Annotated in this window: 25 protein-coding genes; 15 read left to right on the forward strand and 10 right to left on the reverse strand. The window is 65.2% G+C overall.

Going from position 1 to position 22,236, the window contains the following annotated elements:
• Positions 1 to 65 precede the first annotated feature (65 nt).
• Positions 66 to 656: a PadR family transcriptional regulator gene (locus tag AC5RTE_RS10695; RefSeq protein ID WP_494041379.1), complete on the forward strand. Its 591-nt coding sequence runs from the start codon at positions 66 to 68 to the stop codon at positions 654 to 656.
• A gap of 19 nt (positions 657 to 675) precedes the next feature.
• On the opposite strand, the gene AC5RTE_RS10700 is transcribed toward AC5RTE_RS10695, so the two are convergent.
• The 3 genes from AC5RTE_RS10700 to AC5RTE_RS10710 form a co-directional block, all read right to left on the reverse strand.
• The gene (locus tag AC5RTE_RS10700; RefSeq protein ID WP_494041380.1) at positions 676 to 2,013 is read right to left on the reverse strand and encodes an ammonium transporter; all 1,338 of its coding nucleotides are present in this window, start codon (positions 2,011 to 2,013) and stop codon (positions 676 to 678) included.
• A 329-nt stretch (positions 2,014 to 2,342) separates the two neighbouring features.
• Positions 2,343 to 3,137 carry a carbon-nitrogen hydrolase family protein gene (locus AC5RTE_RS10705; RefSeq protein WP_494041381.1) on the reverse strand — a complete coding sequence of 265 codons (795 nt, stop codon included), beginning with the start codon at positions 3,135 to 3,137 and terminating at the stop codon, positions 2,343 to 2,345.
• A 122-nt stretch (positions 3,138 to 3,259) separates the two neighbouring features.
• The gene (locus tag AC5RTE_RS10710; RefSeq protein WP_494041382.1) at positions 3,260 to 3,496 is read right to left on the reverse strand and encodes a DUF2630 family protein; all 237 of its coding nucleotides are present in this window, start codon (positions 3,494 to 3,496) and stop codon (positions 3,260 to 3,262) included.
• Positions 3,497 to 3,551: 55 nt separating this feature from the next.
• Here AC5RTE_RS10710 and AC5RTE_RS10715 point away from each other — a divergent pair, with 55 nt between their 5' ends.
• The gene (locus tag AC5RTE_RS10715) at positions 3,552 to 3,950 is read left to right on the forward strand and encodes a hypothetical protein (protein ID WP_494041383.1); all 399 of its coding nucleotides are present in this window, start codon (positions 3,552 to 3,554) and stop codon (positions 3,948 to 3,950) included.
• An 18-nt stretch (positions 3,951 to 3,968) separates the two neighbouring features.
• Here AC5RTE_RS10715 and AC5RTE_RS10720 read toward each other — a convergent pair whose 3' ends face one another.
• Together AC5RTE_RS10720 and AC5RTE_RS10725 are read right to left on the reverse strand one after the other, a co-directional pair.
• Entirely contained in the window at positions 3,969 to 4,307 is a 339-nt protein-coding gene (locus AC5RTE_RS10720) for a DUF202 domain-containing protein (RefSeq protein ID WP_494041384.1), read from the reverse strand.
• A 3-nt stretch (positions 4,308 to 4,310) separates the two neighbouring features.
• Positions 4,311 to 4,715: a YidH family protein gene (locus tag AC5RTE_RS10725; RefSeq protein WP_494041385.1), complete on the reverse strand. Its 405-nt coding sequence runs from the start codon at positions 4,713 to 4,715 to the stop codon at positions 4,311 to 4,313.
• 145 nt (positions 4,716 to 4,860) lie between these two features.
• On the opposite strand from AC5RTE_RS10725, the gene AC5RTE_RS10730 reads away from it, so the two are divergent.
• From AC5RTE_RS10730 to AC5RTE_RS10750, 5 genes are all read left to right on the forward strand, one after another.
• On the forward strand, positions 4,861 to 5,895 hold the full coding sequence (locus tag AC5RTE_RS10730; protein WP_494041734.1) for an LLM class flavin-dependent oxidoreductase: 1,035 nt from the start codon (positions 4,861 to 4,863) through the stop codon (positions 5,893 to 5,895).
• Between the two features lie 231 nt (positions 5,896 to 6,126).
• Positions 6,127 to 7,224: a ferredoxin reductase gene (locus AC5RTE_RS10735; RefSeq protein ID WP_494041386.1), complete on the forward strand. Its 1,098-nt coding sequence runs from the start codon at positions 6,127 to 6,129 to the stop codon at positions 7,222 to 7,224.
• 12 nt (positions 7,225 to 7,236) lie between these two features.
• Positions 7,237 to 8,421 carry a fatty acid desaturase family protein gene (locus tag AC5RTE_RS10740; protein ID WP_494041387.1) on the forward strand — a complete coding sequence of 395 codons (1,185 nt, stop codon included), beginning with the start codon at positions 7,237 to 7,239 and terminating at the stop codon, positions 8,419 to 8,421.
• 225 nt (positions 8,422 to 8,646) lie between these two features.
• Entirely contained in the window at positions 8,647 to 8,844 is a 198-nt protein-coding gene (locus AC5RTE_RS10745; RefSeq protein WP_494041388.1) for a hypothetical protein, read from the forward strand.
• 96 nt (positions 8,845 to 8,940) lie between these two features.
• Positions 8,941 to 9,777 (forward strand): alpha/beta fold hydrolase, encoded by an 837-nt coding sequence (locus tag AC5RTE_RS10750; RefSeq protein ID WP_494041389.1) that lies wholly within the window; start codon positions 8,941 to 8,943, stop codon positions 9,775 to 9,777.
• A 199-nt stretch (positions 9,778 to 9,976) separates the two neighbouring features.
• Here the strand turns inward: AC5RTE_RS10750 and AC5RTE_RS10755 are convergent, their stop codons facing one another.
• Positions 9,977 to 10,414: a response regulator transcription factor gene (locus AC5RTE_RS10755; protein WP_494041390.1), complete on the reverse strand. Its 438-nt coding sequence runs from the start codon at positions 10,412 to 10,414 to the stop codon at positions 9,977 to 9,979.
• Between the two features lie 122 nt (positions 10,415 to 10,536).
• Positions 10,537 to 11,280, reverse strand: coding sequence for a GAF and ANTAR domain-containing protein (locus AC5RTE_RS10760; protein ID WP_494041391.1), 744 nt, complete (start codon positions 11,278 to 11,280; stop codon positions 10,537 to 10,539).
• A 291-nt stretch (positions 11,281 to 11,571) separates the two neighbouring features.
• Between AC5RTE_RS10760 and AC5RTE_RS10765 the strand changes: the two genes are divergently transcribed.
• From AC5RTE_RS10765 to AC5RTE_RS10775, 3 genes are all read left to right on the forward strand, one after another.
• Positions 11,572 to 12,165, forward strand: a complete 594-nt coding sequence (locus tag AC5RTE_RS10765; RefSeq protein WP_494041392.1) for an adenylate kinase — start codon at positions 11,572 to 11,574, stop codon at positions 12,163 to 12,165.
• Positions 12,162 to 13,034 (forward strand): NAD-dependent epimerase/dehydratase family protein, encoded by an 873-nt coding sequence (locus AC5RTE_RS10770; protein ID WP_494041393.1) that lies wholly within the window; start codon positions 12,162 to 12,164, stop codon positions 13,032 to 13,034. Before AC5RTE_RS10765 ends, AC5RTE_RS10770 begins: the two co-directional genes overlap by 4 nt.
• Before the next feature lie 168 nt (positions 13,035 to 13,202).
• On the forward strand, positions 13,203 to 15,044 hold the full coding sequence (locus AC5RTE_RS10775) for a S8 family serine peptidase (protein ID WP_494041394.1): 1,842 nt from the start codon (positions 13,203 to 13,205) through the stop codon (positions 15,042 to 15,044).
• Positions 15,045 to 15,059: 15 nt separating this feature from the next.
• On the opposite strand, the gene AC5RTE_RS10780 is transcribed toward AC5RTE_RS10775, so the two are convergent.
• Positions 15,060 to 16,172: a DNA alkylation repair protein gene (locus tag AC5RTE_RS10780; RefSeq protein WP_494041395.1), complete on the reverse strand. Its 1,113-nt coding sequence runs from the start codon at positions 16,170 to 16,172 to the stop codon at positions 15,060 to 15,062.
• A 147-nt stretch (positions 16,173 to 16,319) separates the two neighbouring features.
• Here AC5RTE_RS10780 and AC5RTE_RS10785 point away from each other — a divergent pair, with 147 nt between their 5' ends.
• On the forward strand, positions 16,320 to 17,123 hold the full coding sequence (locus tag AC5RTE_RS10785; protein WP_494041396.1) for a phosphatase PAP2 family protein: 804 nt from the start codon (positions 16,320 to 16,322) through the stop codon (positions 17,121 to 17,123).
• A gap of 72 nt (positions 17,124 to 17,195) precedes the next feature.
• On the opposite strand, the gene AC5RTE_RS10790 is transcribed toward AC5RTE_RS10785, so the two are convergent.
• On the reverse strand, positions 17,196 to 17,516 hold the full coding sequence (locus tag AC5RTE_RS10790; protein ID WP_494041397.1) for a MerR family transcriptional regulator: 321 nt from the start codon (positions 17,514 to 17,516) through the stop codon (positions 17,196 to 17,198).
• A gap of 137 nt (positions 17,517 to 17,653) precedes the next feature.
• On the opposite strand from AC5RTE_RS10790, the gene AC5RTE_RS10795 reads away from it, so the two are divergent.
• The 3 genes from AC5RTE_RS10795 (at position 17,654) to AC5RTE_RS10805 (ending at position 19,044) form a co-directional block, all read left to right on the forward strand.
• Positions 17,654 to 18,079 carry an Hsp20/alpha crystallin family protein gene (locus tag AC5RTE_RS10795; RefSeq protein ID WP_494041735.1) on the forward strand — a complete coding sequence of 142 codons (426 nt, stop codon included), beginning with the start codon at positions 17,654 to 17,656 and terminating at the stop codon, positions 18,077 to 18,079.
• A gap of 81 nt (positions 18,080 to 18,160) precedes the next feature.
• Positions 18,161 to 18,583, forward strand: coding sequence for a J domain-containing protein (locus AC5RTE_RS10800; RefSeq protein ID WP_494041398.1), 423 nt, complete (start codon positions 18,161 to 18,163; stop codon positions 18,581 to 18,583).
• Positions 18,584 to 18,666: 83 nt separating this feature from the next.
• On the forward strand, positions 18,667 to 19,044 hold the full coding sequence (locus AC5RTE_RS10805) for a hypothetical protein (RefSeq protein WP_494041399.1): 378 nt from the start codon (positions 18,667 to 18,669) through the stop codon (positions 19,042 to 19,044).
• Positions 19,045 to 19,110: 66 nt separating this feature from the next.
• Here AC5RTE_RS10805 and AC5RTE_RS10810 read toward each other — a convergent pair whose 3' ends face one another.
• A complete protein-coding gene (locus tag AC5RTE_RS10810; RefSeq protein WP_494041400.1) occupies positions 19,111 to 20,499 on the reverse strand; it encodes an AAA family ATPase in 1,389 nt (462 codons plus the stop codon).
• 121 nt (positions 20,500 to 20,620) lie between these two features.
• On the opposite strand from AC5RTE_RS10810, the gene AC5RTE_RS10815 reads away from it, so the two are divergent.
• Positions 20,621 to 22,198 (forward strand): glycoside hydrolase family 1 protein, encoded by a 1,578-nt coding sequence (locus tag AC5RTE_RS10815; protein WP_494041401.1) that lies wholly within the window; start codon positions 20,621 to 20,623, stop codon positions 22,196 to 22,198.
• Positions 22,199 to 22,236 lie beyond the last annotated feature (38 nt).

The raw sequence follows: 22,236 nt of genomic DNA on the forward strand, positions 1-22,236 counted from the left end.
TAACGACATATCGTTAACTATCGCTGAAGGAACAGCGAACCAACACACGAAAGGATGATGCCACGATGAAGGGCATTTCTCATGACGATATTTCAGGCCCGCACTCCGGCAGGAGCCGGTTCGAGCGCGGCCGTGGCAGGCGCGGACCGCACGGACACCGCGGTGGCGGCTTCGGACCCGGCTTCGGCCCAGGTTTTGGCCCTGGGTTTGGGCGGGGCCCACGCAGGGCAAGCAGGGGTGACGTGCGCTCCGCCATTCTCTCGCTCCTGGCCGAAGCTCCCTCAAATGGTTACGGGCTGATTAAGGCGATTGCCGAGAAGACCAATGGGGCGTGGCGTCCGAGCCCCGGATCGATCTACCCCACGCTTCAGCAGCTGGTGGACGAGGAACTTATTGCGGCCCTCAGCGAAGGCCGCGGGACGGAGTTCACGCTGACTGATGCGGGAAGGTCCTGGGTGGGGGAGCATGCCGAGGACCTGGAAAACGCCTGGAATTCCGGGCCGGACAACCCGGACAGGGACTTCCACCAGAGCATCGGAAAGCTGATGGCCGCCGTCCACCAGTTCCGCAGCGGTGTCACGGACGAACAGCGGGCAGCAGCCATCGTGAAGCTCGATGAAACCCGGCGGGCCCTGTACCAGATCCTGGCCGATTGATTTTCACCAGGGTCAACAGCTAGGCGAGTGAGTCTTCCCGGGCCCGTGGGCCGGCAATGTCCTGGATCGCGGGGAAGGACGAGGACGCGGGGAACTGCGGTGACGCGATGCGTGAAGGGTGAAAACCTGCCCCCGTTTCCCCGAAGGCATAGGCGGTCTCGGCGTGTTCGGCCAGATCAACGCCCGCGGTCTCGGCCTCGTGGCTCACCCTGAATCCGATGGTCCTGTTGATGGCGCGGCCAATGACCAGGGTTCCGGCGCCTGACAGCAGCAACGTCACCACCACCGCCACGGATTGTGCCACAAGCTGCTGGAAACCGCCGCCGTAGAACAGTCCGCCACCCTGTCCGTCCACGGGCAGGGCAATAAAACCGAGTGACAAGGTTCCGATAAGTCCCGCTCCCAGGTGGACTCCTACTACGTCAAGGGAATCATCCAGCCCAAACCGGTACTTGAGGTCCACAAAGACGGCGCAGGCCGCTCCGGCCACAAGGCCCAGGCCGATGGCGGCCACGGGGCTGACGTTGGCGCAGGAAGGCGTGATGGCAACCAGCCCGGCCACCACGCCGGACGCGGCTCCGAGCGAGGTGGGGTGTCCGTGGCGGATCTTTTCCGTGACAAGCCAGCTGAGCATCGCGGCTGCCGGTGCCACCAGGGTGTTGACCCAGATCAGCCCGGCCTGTTCCGCGGTGGTCGCCGCGCCGCCGTTGAAGCCGAACCAGCCGAACCAGAGAATGGCGGCGCCCAGCATAATGAACGGGACGTTGTGCGGCCGGTGGTTGGGGTCCTTCGCGAATCCGTGCCGCTGGCCCACTATCAGGGCCAGGACCAAGGCAGCAGTGCCGGAACTGATTTCAACCACCGCGCCGCCGGCGAAGTCGATGACCTGGCCGAAAACGGCGGTGATGGCTCCCTCGGCGCTCATCAGGCCACCGCCCCAGATCATGTAGGCGAGGGGGCAGTAAACCACGGTAACCCACACGGGAACGAACACCGCCCAGGCAGCGAACTTTGCGCGGTCGGCAATGGCACCGCTGATCAGTGCCACGGTGATGATGGCGAAGGTGGCGCTGTACCCTGCCTTGATCAGGTCGGGCGAACCCATCAGGTTCCGGAGCCCGAAGCTGGCGAAGGGATTTCCAAAGATGCCCAGTACGCCGTCGCCGGTAGTCATGGAGTAGCCCCAAAGAACCCAGACCACCCCAACGGTCCCGGCGGAAATGAAGCTCATCATGATCATGTTCAGGGCGGCCTTGGCGCGTGTCATGCCGCCGTAGAAGAGGCCCAGCCCTGGCGTCATCAGCAGTACCATCGCGGCTGACACCATCAGCCAGACATGTTGGGCAGTGATCTCCACCTGCGGGTCCCTTCGCATCGAGCCTCGTAGCGGGGACACTTGCCGGCCCTCGCACTTCCCCCGGCGTCCATCTTTCGGGTTCCGTGTTTCGGGGAAGGGCCGGCAAAGTTGCGCTCGCGTTACAGAAACTGGTGCTCCATGAAGGCCGTGTGTCGGAGGTGTTTCAGTCGTGTAAATGGCTCCCATCCGGAGGGAGATCGGGGAGGAGCATGAACGATCTGAAAGGCGGAAAACGACGACGGCGCCCCGCACTGGGAAGGCGGCGCGCCGTCGTCGTGGCTTCTTTCGCCGGGGGAGACCCGGCGGGGCGGCAGGCTTTTAGGAAAGGTTCAGAACGGGCGGGCGTTGGCCAGTACCGGGAGCTTGGCGCGCACCTCGTCCACCACTGAGGGATCGATGTCCACGACTGCGAGTTCCGGTTGACCGCCCAGCGCGGCCACCACTGAGCCCAGCGGGGTAACGACGGCGCTGTGGCCGATGCCCGTGGGTGCGGTTCCGGCCGGGCCAGCGCCGATGGTCTCTGGATCACCCTGGCCGCAGGCCACCACGAAGGTGGTGCTGTCCAGTGCCCTCGCACGGACCAGAAGGTCCCACTGTTCCGCTTTGCCTTCGCCGGCGCCCCAGGAGGCGCACACAATGTTGACCCGGGCGCCGGCCCGGGCGTTGGCGGTGAACAGGGAGGGGAAGCGGACGTCGTAACACGTTGCGAGGCCAAAAACAGTGCCCTCGATTTCAAAGGTGACAGGACTGGTACCCGCGTCCACGGTTTTGGACTCGGCGAAGCCGAAAGCATCAAAAAGGTGCACTTTGTCGTAAGAGGTATCCACTCCGGGGCCGGCGACCAGCAGGGTGTTGCGCACCCGGCCGTCCGTTCCGGGAGTGAACATTCCCGCGACGATGGCAATGTCCAGTTCCAGGGCCAGTGCACGGACCTTTTCCGCCCATGGGCCGTCCAGGGGTTCCGCGATGTCTGTCAGGGAGTGCCCGAACGCGCGCATGGTCGCCTCGGGGAACACCACCAGCCTGGCGCCGGCGGCTTTTGCCTGGGTGGCGTAGTCCCGAATGAGCTCCAGGTTGGCGGCAGGGTCTGCACTGCTGATGATTTGGGCGACTGCCAGGCGCATTGGAAGGCTCCGATCTGTTTTACACAAAATGCATGGGAGGTTCAGGCGCGCGGGTTCGCCCAGTACACGTGGAGCAGATGACTGAACCGATCGGCTGACTTCCGCTGAACGAGGGTAGGGGGCTACTGCTTGTAGCCCTCTACTTCGCTGACCGGCCGGGCTTCAGCCTCGTTGGGGTTTTCGCCGGATTCCGCTTTGGCCCTGCGCTGACGGAGCAGGTCCCAAGCCTGGTCCAGCCTTTCCTCCACCTGCTTGAGCCTGTCCTGGTCCGGCGCCTGGCCGTCGCCGGCACCGTCACGGAGGGTGTGTTCCTCCTCCACGAGGCCTTGGATACGGGCCAAAAGATCTTCGTCGTTCATGCCTACCCCTTCCGCGGAAACGTTTCCCCCAGCGTACGCCTGTACCATCAGAATCATGCCCACTGTGCTCGATATGGCAGGTCCAATCCTGGAAATGCTGACTTGGTTGTGCCTGCCTGCCGGGTTGGGATTGCTCTTTTACACAGGCTTCCTGCGCCGCTTCGTGCACCCGTGGGCCATGGCCGAAGCGGTGGTGTATTCGGACAGCACCGGGGTGGGTTTCCGCTGGTTCGACCGGAAGTACCAGGTGCACCATGCGCCCATGTCACCACACGACATCAAGGACCTGGCCGTGGGCGATACGCTCCCCATCTACTACCACCCCAAGCGCCCTACCCAGTGGCAGACGGCGGCTCCGGACGAGGCTGGAAAAACAGCTGCGGTGTTGGGCCGGTGCCTCACCGGAATCGGCGCAGTTGCTCTGCTGGCGGGCTTTGTCCTGCCGATGTTCTAGCCCTTAGGGCCTGGAGCCCTAGCCGGCGAGGACCACGCCGATGCCGAGTCCGCCCAACACAACCCCGGCAAAAGCTGTCCAAAGCACGGCGGTGGTATCGGCGTCGGCCATTTCCCTGGCGATGCCCCGTGAACTGGCGGTGTAGCGGCGACGCTGCGTGAAGTAGATGGCTGCTGCTGCCGCGGCCGAGACGGCAAATAGCAGCAGGATGGGCAGCCCGTGGACAGGAAGCCAGCGGAGGAAGATGGCGCTCACCGTCACCAGTGCCAGCATGGTCCTGCCCCAGGCGAGCGTGGTCCGCTCCGGCTGGAGGCCCGGATCTCCGTGTGCCCCGGCGGAAGGATGTATGTGCGGCACGGTTCAACGCCAGAGGATAAAGACCAGCACGACGGCGGCTGCCAGCGCTCCTGCCACGGCAAGCAGCGGAACAATGAGTGGCAGCGGCAGGGGTGCCTTGTTGCGCATGCTTTGTTCCACCCGCAGCCACCGCACGGCAGAGCCGGCGCTCAGCAGCATGCCCAGCAGGAGCAGCACTACTGCCAGGCCCTTCCGGACGGGCTCCAGGAAAAGGTCGGCGGTGAAAGCCTCGATGGCAATGCCGCCGGCCAGGAGAGCCAGGGAAGTACGGATCCAGGCAAGGAAAGTGCGTTCGTTCGCAAGCGTGAACCGCGGATCCGGCTCCTCGCCGCCGGGCAGCAGCCGTTCGGCAATTCTCCCGCGCGACGGCGGCCTGCCGGCGCCCGCATGCTGCTCACTCTTGGTCACGGTGCCAGTTTAGCCACGGCGCCAGTTGGTCCCTGCGCCTTTCGCAGCCGGCTGGCCCCGTCCCTAAGCTGCTTGCTCAGGCGGGCGGCAGCTGCTTCTCATGCCGTCGGGGAATGTCCCGGTGGCTGCCGCAGTTGGGGCAGGTATGGAGCGCATTGGATTCCTTTCATTCGGCCACTGGGGCCCCGGCCAGGGTTCCCACACCCGGACGGCAGGCGACGCCCTGCTGCAGGCAATCGACCTCGCAGTCGCGGCCGAGGAACTCGGGGTTAACGGAGCATTCTTCCGTGTCCACCACTTTGCCCGGCAGCAGGCCTCGCCGTTTCCCCTGCTGTCCGCCATTGGTGCGAGGACAAACCGGATCGAAATCGGCACCGGGGTGATCGATATGCGCTACGAAAATCCCTTGTATATGGCAGAGGACGCAGCGGCGGCCGACCTCATCAGCGGAGGCCGGCTTCAGCTCGGCATCAGCCGTGGTTCACCCGAGCCGGCGCGGGACGGAGCGGCAGTGTTCGGTTACCGTCCGCAGCCGGGGGAGACGGACGCCGATATGGCCCGCCGGCATGCAGCCATGTTCCGGAAAGCCATCAGCGGCGCCGGCATCGCGGAAGCCGATCCCCGCTACGCCGGCGGTGCCACCGGGCTCCTGCCCGTTCAACCGCAATCACCGGGCCTGTCCGAACGCATCTGGTGGGGAGCCGGCAGCAGGAAGACTGCCGTCTGGGCTGCTGAGCTGGGAATGAACCTGATGAGTTCCACCCTCCTGACCGAGGACACCGGCGTGCCCTTCCATGAACTTCAGGCGGAGCAGATCCGGCTTTTCAGGGACGCCTGGGCTGCGCAGGGCCACCAGCACACGCCGCGTGTTTCGGTCAGCCGCAGCGTGCTTCCCATCGCGGACAGTGAGGACAGCCGCTACTTTGCCGGAAGTGCGCTTCGGGACAGCCGGGACCAGGTGGGCGTCATTGACGGGCTGACCGCCCGCTTCGGGAAAAGCTACGTGGGAGCACCCGATGTCCTGGCCGAGGAACTTGCGGCAGACACAGCGGTGCAGGCCGCCGACACCCTTTTGCTCACCGTCCCCAACCAGCTCGGCGTCGGGTTCAACACCAAGCTCCTGGCAAACGTCACCCGCTACATAGCGCCCGCACTGGGATGGAGGCCTTCCGGCTCCTGACCCAGAAGAGGTGGCGTAACGATCGCGCCCGCCATGTAAAAATATCTCTTGCCGCCCCTGACCGCGGTATACTAAGCATGCTTACTGAATGTGGGGGAACCTTCCGCATACCGCAGCCGTTACTCTTAAAGTGCGGCTTGGGGGCTTAGCGCCCCCACTACAGCGTGACTGCGGAACGGTCATATGACGGAGAGAGAGAAATATGGCCCGCGCCGTTTTAGGCTTGATCGCATGATCCGGCTACGCCAGTTGGCCCAGGCGGCCTCTGTACTCACCACGCCCTTGGCGCCGGAGGACATCTTAGCGCTGTTCAACCCCGTCTACTCTGCGCGGCAGCTTCGTGGTGTGGTCACCCGGGTAGTCCAGGAGACGGCGCAGTCCGCCACCATCTTCTTCCGGCCCGGCCGCGGCTGGCACTCCCACCTTGCCGGCCAATGGGCCCGCATCGGTGTCGAGCTGGACGGGGTCCGCCACTGGCGGTCCTATTCCCTCAGCGCCCCCGCCGGCAAGGACCCCGCCATCACGGTCACCGACGTTGGCGCAGTCTCCGGCACGCTGGTGCGCACCACCCGCCCGGGCGACGTCCTGTTCCTGGCGCCCCCGCAGGGTGACTTCGTGCTCCCGGAGCACCCCCGGCCCCTCCTGATGGTGACGGCTGGAAGCGGCATCACCCCGGTGATGTCCATGATCCGCACGCTTGTTCCGCGGCGTCCTGATGCCGACGTCGTGCTGGTCCACTCGGCCCGCACCCCCGGCGACAGCCTCTTCCGCGAAGAACTCGCCGAGCTCGCTGATCAATTCCCCAACTTCCGCCTCGCCCACTGGTTCACCGGCGAGCAAGGCCGCATGGACCTGACCAACACCGCACAGCTGGACGAGATCTGCCCGGACTGGAAGGAACGCGCCGCCTATGCCTGCGGTCCGGACAGCTTCCTGGACGACGCCGAGGCGCTGTGGAAGCGTGCCGCGCTGACCACGGCGGCGCCGGGTTCGGATGTTGCGGTGGCTGGTGACCCCGGAAACCTCATGATTGAGCGTTTCAACACCACGTTCAACGCGGGGGTGGGGCACGACGGCGGCATGGTCACCTTTGAAACGTCCGACCGGGAAGTGGAAGCCGACGGCGACACCCCCCTGCTGGACGTGGGCGAGGACGCAGGCGTGCTGATGCCCAGCGGCTGCCGCATGGGCATCTGCCACAGCTGCCTTACCCCGCTCCGGGCCGGACAGGTCCGCGACCTCCGTACCGGAGAAATTCATGGCGAACCCGGCCAACTGATCCAAACGTGTGTCTCGGCAGCCGCCGGACCCGTCAACCTCGAAGCCTGAGGAGAACCACGTATGTCTGTAATTACCCCAAGCAAGCACACACCTGCCGAAAGCAGTTCCACCGGAGGGTCAAGGACGCGCCCCGGAAAGCTGGCAGAAACCGGCAGCCCCACCGTCCGGCCACCTGCTGCCGCCCACCTGACCGACGAGCAGGTGGCCGAGCTTGGACGCGAACTCGATGCCATCCGCGACGAGATCCTCGGCAAGCGCGGAGCGGAAGACGCTGCGTACATCCGCCGCATGATCAAAATCCAGCGCGGCCTGGAAATCTCCGGCCGAGCAGCCCTGCTGGTCAGCAAAAACAAGGCCGCCTGGGTTACGGGCACCACCCTGCTGAGCCTGGCCAAGATCCTTGAAAACATGGAACTGGGCCACAACATCCTGCACGGCCAGTGGGACTGGATGCGGGACCCGGACATCCACTCCACCACCTGGGAATGGGACTTCGTCACGCCCTCGCGCTCCTGGCAGCACACCCACAACGACCTCCACCACCGCTGGACCAACGTGGTGGGCAAGGACAACGACGTCGGATACAACCTCCTGCGCATGGACGAGAACCAGCCGTGGAAGCCCATCAACCTGGCCAACCCGCTGTTCAACGCCATCCTTGCTCCCGTCTTCGAGTGGGGCATCGCCATCTATGATCTCGAGCTCACTGAGTTCAAGGAAGGCACGAAGTCCAAGGAGGCCCTGCTCAAGGACCTGAAAGCCCTGGGCAAGAAGGTCGTCACGCAGTTCACCAAGGACTACGCCGCCACGCCGGCGGTCGCGATGCTCACCGGCTCAGGCAAGCAGGCCCTCTACGGCACCCTGGCTGCCAATGCCGTACGCAACGTGTGGGCCCACGCCGTCATCTTCTGCGGCCACTTCCCCGAAGGCACTGACACCTTCACCGAGGAAATGGTGGAGGGTGAAACCCGCGGCGACTGGTACGTCCGCCAAATGATCGGGTCCGCCAACATCTCAGGTTCCAAATTCATGCACCTCATGACCGGCAACCTGTCGCACCAGATCGAGCACCACCTCTTCCCGGACCTGCCGTCCAGCCGGTACGCCGAAGTGGCGCCGAAGGTCCGCGAGATCTGCCAGCGTTACGGTCTGAAGTACACCACCGGCCCGCTGCTCAAGCAGGTGGGCTCCTCCTGGGCCAAGGTCTTCAAGCTGGCCCTGCCGGGCAAGACCGCCAAGGCCTGATCAAAGCACGGCAGCATTAGAACACTGAATGCACCTCCGGTACCGGGAACCAACCCCGGCGCCGGAGGTGCATTTCTGTTCCCCCAGACGCACGCTCTCTCACTTTCCGCAGGTTCCCCCCCGACGCTCTCTCACCTTCTGCAGGCTTTTCCCTAACGCTCTCTCACTTTTCCGGGCGGACGCCGCATAATTGATCCCACAGCCGCCACGGCCTATGGAGGAATCATGCGGATTCTCGGAGCTCTTGTTGTTATCTGGCTGATCATCGGCGGTGTGGCCGCCTGGCAGCGGGGCTACTTCGCGGGAGCACCGGGCACCTGTGCGCAAGCCGGGACTGTAGCGATCACCATTGTCGCCGGCCCCCTGAACTACATGGGCGCCAATCCACAGATCTCCTGCGAGCTTCCGCAGCCCTCGCAGTAGCGCCGGGCACGGCGGTCCAACCTAGAGTAGGGATTGCGTGGGCAAGGGATCTCTCCCGCCCGCACCGATACCACAGTCTCGAAAGGACCTGCCGCGATGGCCTTCATCACCGTTGGAACCGAAAACAGCACTGACATCGAGCTTTACTACGAGGACCACGGCTCGGGTCAGCCCGTCGTGCTGATCCACGGCTATCCCCTGGACGGCGCCTCCTGGGAGAAGCAAACAAGGGCTCTGCTCGACGCCGGCTACCGCGTTATCACCTATGACCGCCGCGGCTTCGGCAAATCGAGCAAGACCACCGAGGGCTACGACTACGACACTTTCGCTGCCGACCTCAACACCATTCTGACCGATCTGGACCTGAACGAGGCAGTACTGGTTGGTTTCTCTATGGGCACCGGCGAAGTGGCCCGCTACCTGAGCACCTATGGCTCCGCCCGGATTTCCAAGGCAGCGTTCCTCGGATCCCTTGAACCTTTCCTGCTGAAAACCGATGACAACCCCGACGGCGTTCCGCAGGAGGTCTTCGACGGACTAACTGAGGCTGTGACTGCGGACAGGTACGCCTTCTTCACTGAATTCTTCAAGAACTTCTACAACAGCGATACCTTCCTGGGCACGCCCCGCCTCAGCCAGGAGGCGGTCACTGCCAGCTGGAACACCGCCGCCGGCGCCGGAGCCACGGCATCTGTTGCAGCCCAACCCACCTGGCTCACGGACTTCCGGGAGGACATCCCCAAGATCGACGTTCCCGCACTGATCCTCCATGGCACTGCGGACAACATCCTCCCCATCGACTCCACAGGACGGCTGTTTGCCAAAGCGCTGCCCGATGCCGAATATCTGGAAGTTGAGGGTGCCCCGCACGGCCTGCTGTTGACCCACGCTGCCGAGGTCAACGAAGCATTGCTGCGTTTCCTCGCGAAGTAGCCCTCGCACAAGGCAAGAACTTCCGACGGCGGCGGGGAACCGCCGTCGGAAGTCACCGAGCGCTGGCATCATTCTGCGTGAGGTGAGAGAGCGTGTCTGGAAACCTTGCATCAAGTGAGAGAGCGTGTCTGGAAACCTTGCATCAGGTGAGAGAGCGTGGCTGGTTTCGACGACGGCAGATGTCGGCCGGGCAGGCAGGCTAGCGGAGGGACTTGCCGGACACGCGGGGCGCCTGCGAAAGAGGCTGCGGGGAAGAATCTTCCGGAGTAAGGGGCGCGGGGCAGAGTTGGTTCGCCAAGGCCTGGAGTTCCTTTGGGTGGAAGGGCTTGGTGAGATACGCGGCGGCGCCGGAGGCCATTCCGGCAAGGACGTCATCATTTTCGGACCGGGCCGTGAGGAACAGCAGGGGGGCCTTGCTCAGCGCCCGGACAGCGCGGGCCACCACATGTCCGTCCATGTCCGGCAGACCCAGGTCCAGTGTTACCAGTGTGACGGCAGGGTCCGCCGCGGCCGCGATACCCTCTGCGCCGGTGGCAACTGCCCTGACAGTGAAACCTGCACGGGTCAGGACCACAGTGATCAGTCCGCGGATATCGTCGTTGTCTTCAACGACGAGGCAGACACGCTTGTTTTTCATTGGAGCCCCCCGGCAAGAGTTGGCCCCAGTCTACCCCCGGGCCCGGGCCAGGGAAGCAACTATGACAGGCAGGCCGGCGACGGCAACACACGTCGGTCGCCGGTGGTGCCAGAAGCCCTCTGCTACCCGTCGTAGTGGGTGCGTGCCGGGCCCTGGCCCAGGGACTTGACCACTGCCGTGGCAACGTCGTGCAATTTCGAATTGCGGGTGCTGGACGCTGTCTTTAGGATTTCGAAGGCGTCCTGCTGGCTGCACCTGTTTTGGGCCATGATGATGCCCACGGCCATGTCGATCACTGTCCGGGACTCAAGTGTGGCGCGCAGGTTTGCCGCGGTCTCGCTGTGATGCGCAAATCGGACTGCCAGCCGGAGTGCGAGGGAGGTCTGGCTGACGAAATCCTGGGCGAATTTGAGCACCCGGGCCTCAAACCTGTTCGGGCGTCCCGAGTACAGCAGCAACGCAGCTTTGGTCTCGCCTTCGAGCTGGAAGGGCAGCGCGAGGACGGAGCGGACGCCCTCGCCCACCAGTGCTGCGGAGTAGTCGGGCCACTGGCCGTCATGGCGGATGTCCGGCACCTGGACGGTTTCCTGGGTGGTGGAGGCCGTCAGGCTGGGAGTCTGGTTGAACTCGTACTCAAGCCGCGCAACCGCCTCGGCGGCAGGACTGCTGCTGACCACAGTTGCGGCCTTTCGCCGGCGCAGCAGCGTGATGGCGCTCAGAACCTCGTCGCCCGGCTCGGAAAGACTGCGGGCCGATACTTGGGCCAGTTCCATAAGGAAGTCCTCAACATCGGAGCTGTTGAGGACAAGTTCGTGCAGGTGCTCGGTAATGGATGTATCAATTTTTGCAGTTGACTCGCTGGCCACGGATTCTTTCAAGCCATTCGCTCAGGTCTAAGCGAGCACGTAGCGTTCTGGCCGCCCCGAAGGGGAAGGCCGCAGTGCTCGCTGGATCGACGAACTTTCCAACGGCCTGCTGCTAAACCGATATCCAGAAGTATATACATCCCCAGAGGCCCGGAAACGTCGGTTCACGCTGCGCAGGCCCGCTGATACTGGCGCGGGAACGGGCATTACCGGCAGAATGGGGCACGCGCCGGTGCTGCCGGCGGCGGACCCGGAAAGCCAGCGCCAGTTGCGCCATGGAGGGACAGACACATGACCAGGTTGCTCATCATCGGTCCGCCCGGCTCCGGCAAGGGAACGCAGGCAGAACACCTGGCGCGGCATTTCGGTATCCCGGCCGTTTCCACGGGTGAGATCTTCCGAAGCAACGTCAGCAGCGGGACTGAACTGGGCAATGAAGCCGCAAGGTACCTCGACGACGGCGAGTTCGTGCCGGACGACCTCACCAATGCCCTGGTCAAGGACCGGCTCCGGGACGCCGACGTCCAGGGCGGCTTCCTTCTGGACGGCTATCCGCGCACGGCAGCCCAAGTAACCGAACTCGACAATATGCTGTCCTCCCAGGGACACGGCATCGATGCGGTGATCGAGCTCCGGGCCCCTGACGCCGAGCTGGAACGGCGGATGCTGCGGCGTGCCGAGGACGGAGGCCGCGGGGACGATACGGTGGACGTGTTCCGGCGCCGCCTTGACCTCTATCACCGCGAGACACACGAGGTCGTGTCCGTCTACTCGGGCCGGAGCCTGCTGGTGCCAGTTAACGGCAGTGGCGACCCCGGCGACATCACGGAACTCGCGATCGCCGCCGTCGAACGCTTCATCAAGGAAAAAGGAGAACGCGCATGAGGGTGGCAGTAACGGGAGGAAGCGGAAAGCTGGGACGGCACGTGGTGCGCAGGCTGACCGGCGACGGGCACCAGGTGCTGAACCTGGACCGGGCAGGGGAGCGGAACCCCGGTCTGGTGGTGGTGGATCTGCGGAACTATGGCCAGGTGGTGGATGTCCTGCTCGGGCTGGACGACCGGCACGCCGGGTTCGACGCCGTGGTCCACCTGGGTGCCGTTCCCGCGCCCGGCATTATCCCGGACGCGGCCACGTTCGAAAACAACATGCTCGCCACCTACAACGTGTTCCAGGCGGCCCGGCGCGCCGGCATCAAGAAGGTGGTGTACGCCTCAAGCGAGACGGTCCTGGGACTGCCGTTCGACGTCGACCCGCCCTACATTCCGGTGGACGAAGAGTACCCGGCGCGGCCGGAGAGCACTTACTCGCTGGTGAAGCACCTAGAGGAGCAGATGGCCGTGGAGCTGACCCGGTGGGACCCGGAACTGAGCATCTCCGGGCTCCGGTTCTCCAACGTCATGGACGTGGAAGACTACGCCGGGTTCCCTGCATTCGACGCCGATGCCACGCTGCGGAAATGGAACCTCTGGAGCTACATCGATGGCCGCGACGGCGCGCAGGCCGTGGTCCGCGCGCTGGAAAACGCAAAGCCGGGCTTCGAGGCGTACATCATCGCCAACGCGGATACGGTGATGAGCCGGTCCAGTGCGGAACTGGCTGCGGAAGTGTTCCCCGCCGTCAAGGTCACCAAGGACCTGGGCGAGCACGAAACCATGCTGTCCATTGACAAGGCACGGCGCCTGCTGGGTTTTGAGCCGGAATACTCGTGGCGGAACCACCGGTTGAGTGTCCCCGCGGGCGCCTCGATCTGAGCTTTGGCGCAGAGCCGCAGAAATCCCAAAGGGTTGGCACAGGATCCTGCAAGGAGCCGGGTCCAGTGCGGAAACGGGTCCTAGTCTTTTGGCAGGGCGGGACGATTCACCTGCCCGCGCAGCCCGCAACGCCGAAGCAAGGACCCCAAAATTCGTACTCCATCCTTTGTGCTGCCCGCCGCAGCAGTGCTGGTTTCCGCCGTCGCCCTTTCCGCCGCTTCCCTGCCGGCATCAGCAGCGCCGCCGGCGCCGGTAGAAGCGACGGGCCGCTACATTGTCCAGTACGCAGCCAATGCCGATGTTGCCGCAGAGGCAGCAGCAATGCGGGGGCAGGGACTGGCGGTGGGCCGCACCTTCGCCCACGCCATCCGCGGCGCAGTGGTAACCGCCAATCCTGCACAGGCCGCTGCCCTGGCGCGGTCCGGGCGCGTGGTCTCGATGGAAGCGGATGCGCCCGTCAGTCTTTCCGCTTCCCAGCAGCCCGCACCCTGGGGCCTGGACCGCGTAGACCAGAGGCCCCTGCCCCTCTCCGGGTCCTACTCCTGGACGGCGTCCGGAACAGGGGTGAACGCCTATGTGCTGGACACGGGGGTCCTTGCCTCCCACGCCGATTTCGGCGGCCGGGTTGCAGGCGGCTGGTCTGCCGTCGCTGACGGCCTGGGCTCCAGCGACTGCAACGGGCACGGCACCCACGTGGCCGGATCGGTTGCCGGGTCCACTTACGGGGTGGCCAAGGGCGCCACCGTGGTGCCGGTGCGGGTTCTGGACTGCAACGGCTCCGGCTACAACTCCGACGTCATAGCCGGCCTGGACTGGATCGTCGCCCACCATCCTGCCGGAACGCCCGCTGTGGCAAACCTCAGCCTCGGCGGCGCCGCCAGTTCCTCAGTGGACGCCGCCATCACGGCTGTAATGAACGACGGCGTCGCTGCAGTGGTTGCCGCCGGCAACTCCGCCGTTGATGCCTGCGGTGGTTCCCCCGCCCGCGTCCCGGGGGCAGTCACTGTCGCCGCCAGCGACTCCGCTGACCGGCAGGCGTCCTTCTCCAACTTCGGCTCCTGCGTGGACCTCTACGCGCCCGGCGTCAGCATTACCTCCACCCACCACACTTCCGCCACCGCCACGGCGTCCATGTCCGGAACCTCCATGGCCGCTCCCCATGCGGCAGGGGCAGCTGCAGTGCTGCTTTCCCAGGACCCGGCACTTTCGCCGGCTCAGGTAGCGGGCGCGCTGGTGTCCAACGCCACCGCCGGAGTGATCACCGGAGCCACCAGCGGCACGCCCAACCGGCTGCTGTTTGCCGGCGCTGTGGCTCCCGCACCCGCGCCGGCTCCTGCGCCCGCACCCTCGCCGGTTCCTGCTCCGGCTCCTGCGCCCACCGTCACCGCCGCGACGCCGGCAGCAGACGCGTCGGCGGTGGCAAACGGAACCAACGTGACCGCCACCTTCAGCGCCGCCGTCCAGGGAGTCACCACCGGAACATTCGTGCTTAGGAACGCTGCCGGCAGCACCGTTCCCGCCAGCGTCACCTACAACACCACCACCCGCACCGCCACCCTGGACCCGGCCGCCGCGCTGGCCGCGGACACCCGCTACACAGCCACCCTGGCGGGCGGCACGTCAGCCATCCGCGACAGTGCAGGAACCCCGCTGGCTTCCACCAGCTGGAGCTTTGTTACCGGACCCGGCCCCGTACTCACCGGCTACACCCCCGGCAGCAGTGCAACGCTGGTACGACGCACCAACAACATCAGCGTTACGTTCAGTGAGGCTGTCCAGGGCGTTACCGGGACCACTTTCACGGTGAAGAATGCTGCCACCGGCGCAGTGGTACCGGCGGCTGTATACCGGAACGGCACCACCAACCAGTGGATCCTGGACCCCCAGCAGGCCCTGGCTGCGAAGACCAGGTACACCGTGACGGTGACCGGTGGCAGCGCCGGAGTACGGGACCTTGCCGGAAACCCGTTCGCCGGCAGGAGCTGGCAGTTCACCACGGGATCGTTCTAGCCCACACAGCAGGAACTACGGCATCTCCAGCAGGAACTCGGCCCGGCCATGCACGGTTCCGTTGATCTGCAGCTCCAACGCATGCACGCCCGGATGGTAAACCCTGGTGGTCATCTGCCTGAAAGCATGGCGCCTGGACAGGCTCCGGCTTTCACCCGGGGCCAGGGTGAGGGTTGAAATCTTGAAGACCTTCGCGGACAGGCCGCCGTTGGCCTTGCGGTAGTGCACCAGGTAGTCCACGGCGAGGCGCACGTCCTCGGTGCCGGTGTTGGCGACCTCAAAGGCAAACGTCAACTCACCCGGCAATGAAAGGACGTCCCGGTCAAGGCGCGGGCCTGTAACAGCCACTGACGCCGGAGGAAAGCCCAGCAGGGCCAGAGCGCCGGGATGGCCCTTCTTGATGAGGGTCCGGAGCCCGTGGCGGACCACCCATTCGGTGTTGCCGTCCGCCGCGGAAAGCCAGTGGCGGGCGGTGTCCACAACAGCGTCGGGGGCATGCCGGGCGAGATCGTTGAGGTGGTTCGCCACCGAACGCCGGACGTACTCGGACGGGTCGCGGTAGAGGGCAGTAAGGATGGGAAGGGTGGCGCCGGGCCGCTGAAGGAGGGCCGGGACGCGCACCGCCCACGGCAGGTAGGGGCGCGTGCCCTCGCTGGCCAGACGGCGGACGTGCTCATCGGTGCTGGCCGTCCAACCCAGGATTGCTGCCAGGGCCCGCTCCGGATTATTTGCCAGGAGGCGGCGGACTGCGAACTCCCCGGTGAGCCTTGGCGTCAGTTGCGCCAGCAGGCCGAGGCAGTTGTCGAAGTCATCAGCTGAACCTGATGCAAGAGCCAGGGTGACGGCCGCCTCCGATACGGGCCAGAGGACCCAGCCGGTGAAATCCGGAACTGCCAGTGCCGCCCGGAAGGCGGCAGACGCCGTCGTATATGCCGGGGCTGGACCTGAGCCGGCGTCAGCGGCGAGGGCGTCTGCTACCAGATCAGTCCTGGCCCGCAGGTTCAGGTCACCGAGCAGCGACGCGGTGGCAGCCGTTTGTGTCCACTGCACAGCTGGTGCGCTGTCGCGGAGGATCCGGGTAAGCGCTTCTATGCCCCGCGGATTGATCAGTTCATTCATAACGCCCATCCAGTCAGGCTACCGCCAGGGTACGGCGTATAAGCGGCCTTAGGCTCTGGGGCGGAAGTGCCGTTCCCGGCTACTGATCCGGCTACTGATCAAAGCAGGGCAGACGGGATAATCTTCACCCTAAGCATTTCTCACCTAGGGATGGGCATGACAGGACACCAGGGATCAGCAGGATCCGGAGCTATTGGAAAGAGCGCCGGCAAATGGCGGGCCTTCCACGACAAGTTCGTAGTGGAGGAGCGTTATCTGGAGCCGGAGGACCGGCGCGGCCTGTACCGCGCAGCCGCCATCCTCGCCGTGGTGGGGGTGGCGCTCTTCATTACCACCCTGGTCAGCGTCCTGCAGGCCGATGGCCTGTCCGCAGCCGACGGTCCCGCCCGGGACTGGCTGCTCGGGCTGAGGTCCGAAGCCCTTACCGTCGCAATGATCGTCCTGGCGGTGGTCTTCGGGCCCATTGCCCTCCCCATCATCGTGCTGGTGGTGGTTGTGGCTTGGGGGTTCTCTGCGAAGCATGCCTGGCGCCCAATGCTGCTGGCCGCCGCAATGCTTACCGGCGTGATCATTTCGCAGATCATCCTCCATATTGTGAGGCGGTCCCGACCCCCCGTGGATCAAATGCTTTTTGGCATTGACCACACCTTCTCGTTCCCGTCCGGGCACGTCCTGGGAGCATGCGACTTCCTGCTGGTGGGTGCCTTTTTGATCTACTCCCGGCGCAGTAACCGGCGGGCTGCCTTATTGGGGTTTGTTGGCGCAGGGATTGGCATTGTGCTCGCAGCGCTGAGCCGGCTGTACCTGGGATACCACTGGCTCAGCGATGCCCTGGCGTCACTTTCGCTGTCCCTGGTCATTTTGGGTGGCGTTATTGCCCTCGATACCTGGCGGACAGCGCGGATTCCGGGCGAGCGGATTACCGGCGAACTGTCGAAGGCGGATGCGCCGCGCGACTGAGGTGGCGCGGCCGGCAGGCATGTGGGCCCGGCGGCGCTTTGTCTTGCCCCGGCTGCAGGCTCCTGGGCTTTGTCAGGCAGGCGGCCGGGACCTGGCACGCTTGAGCGCCCGGTGAAGCTTGATGTTGGCTTCCTCCAGTTCCAGGACCTTTGCCACTCCGGCGAGGTTCAGTCCCTGTTCCAGGAGTTCCCCGATCCGCAGCAGCACCGCAATGTCCGCGTCGCTGTACTGCCGCGTGCCGCCGGAAGTGCGCGACGGCGTCAGCAGCCCGCGCGTCTCATAGAGACGGATGTTCTGCTGGCCCGTGCCTGCCAGTTTCGCCGCAACTGAAATGGCATAGAGGGCACGTCCCTTTGCGGGCACTGGGTCCCGCCCTGCTTTCTGCTCCGCCATCAGTTCTCCAAAAAACTTTGATGAGTCTTGCCTCAGTGTCCCACGGGTGCTATAAAAAATCTATATCCATCACCATAGATCATGGAGTTGGATACCGCACCGATCCAACATCTAACAAGCTGAAGGAGTGGGAAATGATGTTGATGCGCACCGATCCGTTCCGTGAGCTGGACCGGCTCACGCAGCAGGTCCTGGGAACCGCCGCCCGCCCGGCCGCCATGCCCATGGATGCCTGGCAGGAAGACGGTGAGTTCGTGGTGGCCTTTGATCTACCGGGCGTCAAGCTCGATTCACTGGACCTGAACGTTGAACGCAACGTCCTTACGGTCCGGGCGGAACGGCAGGACCCCACCCAGCCCAATGTAGAGCTGGTGGCTTCCGAGCGTCCCCGCGGCGTCTTCAGCCGGCAGCTGATCCTGGGCGACACCTTGAACACGGACAACATCAAGGCCAGCTACGACAACGGCGTCCTGACCCTGCGTATCCCCGTGGCGGAAAAGGCCAAGCCCCGCAAGATCGAGATTGAGACGCAGCAGGGCCAGATGCAGCAGATCGGAACCTAAAGCAGGTGGTGGCGTCGGCGCAGGGTTGCCTTGGCCGCCCTGCGCCGCGCGTCCGGCACAGCAGCTGACCGGAAGAGTGACATGAGCAAAACCCCGGACTACTACGCCGCGCTGCACGTCCCGCGGGACGCCACCCAGCAGCAGATTTCGCGCGCCTACCGGGCCCTGATGCGCAGCCACCATCCGGACATGGAGGGGGGCCGGGCTGCCGCAGCCGGGCAGCAGGGTGTGCAGCACGGCGGGCAGAGGACTGACCCAGGTGGAGGCACACTGCCGCCTGAGGCGGAACTGTTGCGGATCATGCAGGCCTTTGCGGTCCTCCACGATCCTGCCCGGCGGGCGGCGTATGACCGTGAAGCCGCGGCAGGGCCGGCAGCCCGTACAGCACCGGCGTCCCGGACCGGTACCGACATCCCGGTCCGCAAGGTCCGGGACCCGGCCGGCTCGCACGGGGATGCTATTCGTGTCACCCCCGTGCGCTGGGAAAGCGGCCCCTGGGCCTAGGTGCCCGGCGCCCCTTGCGTTTCGACGTCGAAGCTGTCCGGGACCGTCCCCGGGAGCACCACCTTGAGGAGGCAGAGAACTGTATGAGTGACTGGCGCCGCTACGATTCACACCTGATGCCGGTGTTCCACGAGCGCTTTGAGCAGCGGTGGGGCAAAGGCACCGCGCCGTTTCTGGATCCGGAAGCCCACGAGGAACCCCTACCCCGAGCCCAGTGGATCAACCCCGCAACGGGCGCGGCGCTCGCCGTAGTGCCGGTTTGGACGAACGACGAAAGGCAGCAGCGGTCCTTCGGTGTGTTCTATCTTCCCCCCGCCGGTGACATCTGGGTCCTGCGGCCCGGTTACACCGGGTACCTGGAACCGGCCGACGGCGACACCGAGCACCTCGTTACACTCCGGAACGATGCCTTCCGCAAGGCCGTGGCACACGCGAAGGAATTCCTATTCGGTGAACAGTAAGCCTCTGGGCCAGTGGTGCCCGGGCGGCCAGGAGGTCCCGGAAGCCCTTGCCCGGCGTAGGTGAGGTCAAGCGGTGCCGGCGGCACCGCTGCCCAGCAGGCTCCGGGTCAGGGATTCGGCGTCGCCCAGAAGTTCTTCGGTGGCCGCAGCCAGGTGGGTGTCGGAGACCGGCACGTCCTCGAGGGCTGCAGCAACGACTGCCCGGCGCACCAGTTCACGGGCGAACGATGCAGTGGTTCCGCGGGTACGTTCGGCGGCGGCAGCCACGGCGTCAGGACTGAAACCGGCACCTCGGCCATAGAGGCGGATCAGCTCAATCCGCTCGCCCGGCGCAGGTAACGGGATCTCCACGGCCAGGTCCACCCGGCCGGGCCGCTGTGCCAGCGCCCGCTCCAGCATGTCCGGCCGGTTGGTGGTGAGCACAAAGGCGACGTCAGCGTCGTTATCCAGGCCGTCCATGGCATCCAGGACCTCAAAAAGCAGCGGCTGCGGCCCGTGGCCGAAACTCCTGTCCTCCGCAATTAGGTCGCAGTCCTCCAGCACCACCATCGAGGGCTGCAAAGCCCGGGCCATCCGTGCCGCCTCCGAAATGCGGGCAAGGGAGCCGCCGCTGAGCAGGATGGCAGTGGTGCCCTGACTCTGTCCAAGAAGGTACCGAACGGTGTGCGTTTTGCCTGTACCGGGCGGGCCGTAGAGCAAAATGCCGCGCTTGAGGTGCTGGCCGTGGCGCTTCAAGGTCTCGCGGTGGCCGGCAATACCGACGGCGTGGCCCGCTACCTTCTGCAGAAGGCCCGCCGGAAGGATGACGTCCTGCCCCGGCAGGTTTGGCCGGTGATGGAAGGTCACCCCGCCGCTGCCAGGCCCGAACTCACCCATGGTCAGGGAAATGACCTGGCCCTTGAAGACGCTCTGGCTGTCCATCCGTCGCCGGTACCCGGCGAGGAACGCCGCCCCCGTTCCGGTGTTTTCCGCCACCACCTCGAGGGCAGCTGTCTGCCGGCCGGAGCGCGGATCCGCCGCGCGCTGCAACACAGCCAGCCGGCCGCCGTCGTACGTCAAAAGGCGCAGCCCGAAAGCCACTGCCTGGCGTTGGGAGTCCGGCCCTAAGGGCAGGTTGACGTAGTCGGGCTGGGCAATCGGAAACTGGGGGAAGGCCTGTGACTGCTGAAGCATGTCGCTCAACGACTGGTGGTGCCGCTGGCCGCCGCCGCCGATTCCCACCAGCCGGCTTTCAGGATCCAGCGCCGCGATTTCCGCCGTCACGATGTCTGCATCCACGAATCTGTGCGGCGGTATTTGTTCCTCCACCACGGCGAGGTCCTCAGCAGCCCGGCCCACGTGCGCCGTTATCGTATCCAGCAGCTGGACTCCGGCCTCGCGCCGATGGCTGCGGGCCTGGGCCAGCTGCACCAAATCAGCAAAATTGTCGATGAACTTCCCCAGTTTTTCATCCATTCCCAGACCCTAGCAGCACGCTCACCAGCAGCCATGGAATCATGCGAGGATATGGTCCTGACCTCGCGCGGGCTCAAGGACCCTCGCAGGTACCGTCCTGTCCGTAGTAAGGGTTTACTCAATGCATATTTCCGCCAAGGACCTCGCGGCCCTCGTCCCGCCGGGGTTCACGCTCGGGGTAGCCACTGCCGCCTTCCAGATTGAGGGCGCGCTGGAGGAGGACGGCCGGGGACCTGCCGGGTGGGATGTGTTTGCTGCCAAGCCGGGCGCCATTGTGGAGGACCACAGCCCGGTGGTGGCCTGCGACCACTACCACCGCATGCCCCAGGATGTGGCGCTCATGAAGCAGCTGGGCGTGGACTCGTACCGGTTCTCGTTCGCCTGGCCCCGCATCCAGCCCACCGGCAGCGGCCCTGCCAACCGCGCCGGCCTGGCCTTCTACGACCGGCTCCTGGACGAACTCCTCGCCAACGAAATCTCGCCCATGGCCACGATCTACCACTGGGACACACCCCTGGCCTTGGACGAGGCAGGGGGCTGGATGAACCGCGATACTGCCTACCGGCTGGGGGAGTACGCCGGCATCCTGGCCGAGGCGTTCGGCGACAGGGTGGCGAGGTGGGTGACCATCAACGAGCCCGCCACCGTGAGTACCAACGGGTATTCCCTCGGCCTGCACTCGCCGGGGAAGGAGCTGGTCCTGAATGCCTTCCCCACCGTCCACCACCAGCTGCTGGGCCACGGCCTGGCTGTGCAGGCCCTGCGGGCCGCGAAGGTTCCCGGCGAGATCGGCATGACAAACGTCTACTCGCCCATGGTGCCCAACACCATCAACCCGCTGGACTACATCAGCGCTGGCCTGATGGACCTGGCGCAGAACCGGCTTTATGCGGACCCCGTGCTCACCGGGAAGTATCCGGACCTGATCCGCGCAGCCAAGTTCTTCAGTTCCTTTGAGCACCCGCCCGAAGACATGGAACTCATCTCCCAGCCGCTTGATTTCTACGGGCTGAATTACTACATGCCCACCAAGGTGGCTGTGGGGCCGGGCGGCGGCGCCGTGCCGGCAAGCATGGCCGAGGCGATGGGCAGCGACCTCAGTGCTGCGGGCAGCGGCGGAACGCCCTTCCATGTGGAGACCTGGCCGGAAGCGGACATCACGGCTTACGGCTGGCCGGTAAAGCCTGAGTACATGGCGGTGGCCCTGAAGGAGATGGCGGAGCGTTATCCAAACCTGCCGCCGGTAATCCTCACGGAGGGCGGGGCCAGCTTCGAGGACATCCTCGTCCGGGACAAGTCCACCAATACGCGGTTCATCCCCGACGAGCGCCGCCTGAAATACCTCTCGGACCACCTGGAGGCAGCGCTGCGGGCCACTGCTCCGGGCGGTGACGCCGAATCCATCGATCTGCGCGGCTATTACGTCTGGTCCCTCATGGACAACTTTGAGTGGTCCGCCGGCTACAACCAGCCTTTCGGGCTGCTCCACGTGGACCGCGAAACCCTGGAGCGTACGCCCAAGGCCTCCTATTTTTGGTTCCAGGAACTGATCGAGGAGCGGGACCTTGCCCTCGCCGCGGAGGTTGCCATCGCGCAGGCGGCAGTGTCCGGGGACCTTGATGCCGGGGTTCTGGATCCGGAGGTGCTCGATACCGAAGCGCCCGACGACGGCGTGGCGCCCTTGGGTGCCAGCGCCTAGGGAGTTGCCCCAGCGGCAGGCTATGGGCCGTGAAACGT

This window comes from Arthrobacter sp. K41, assembly GCF_059089645.1.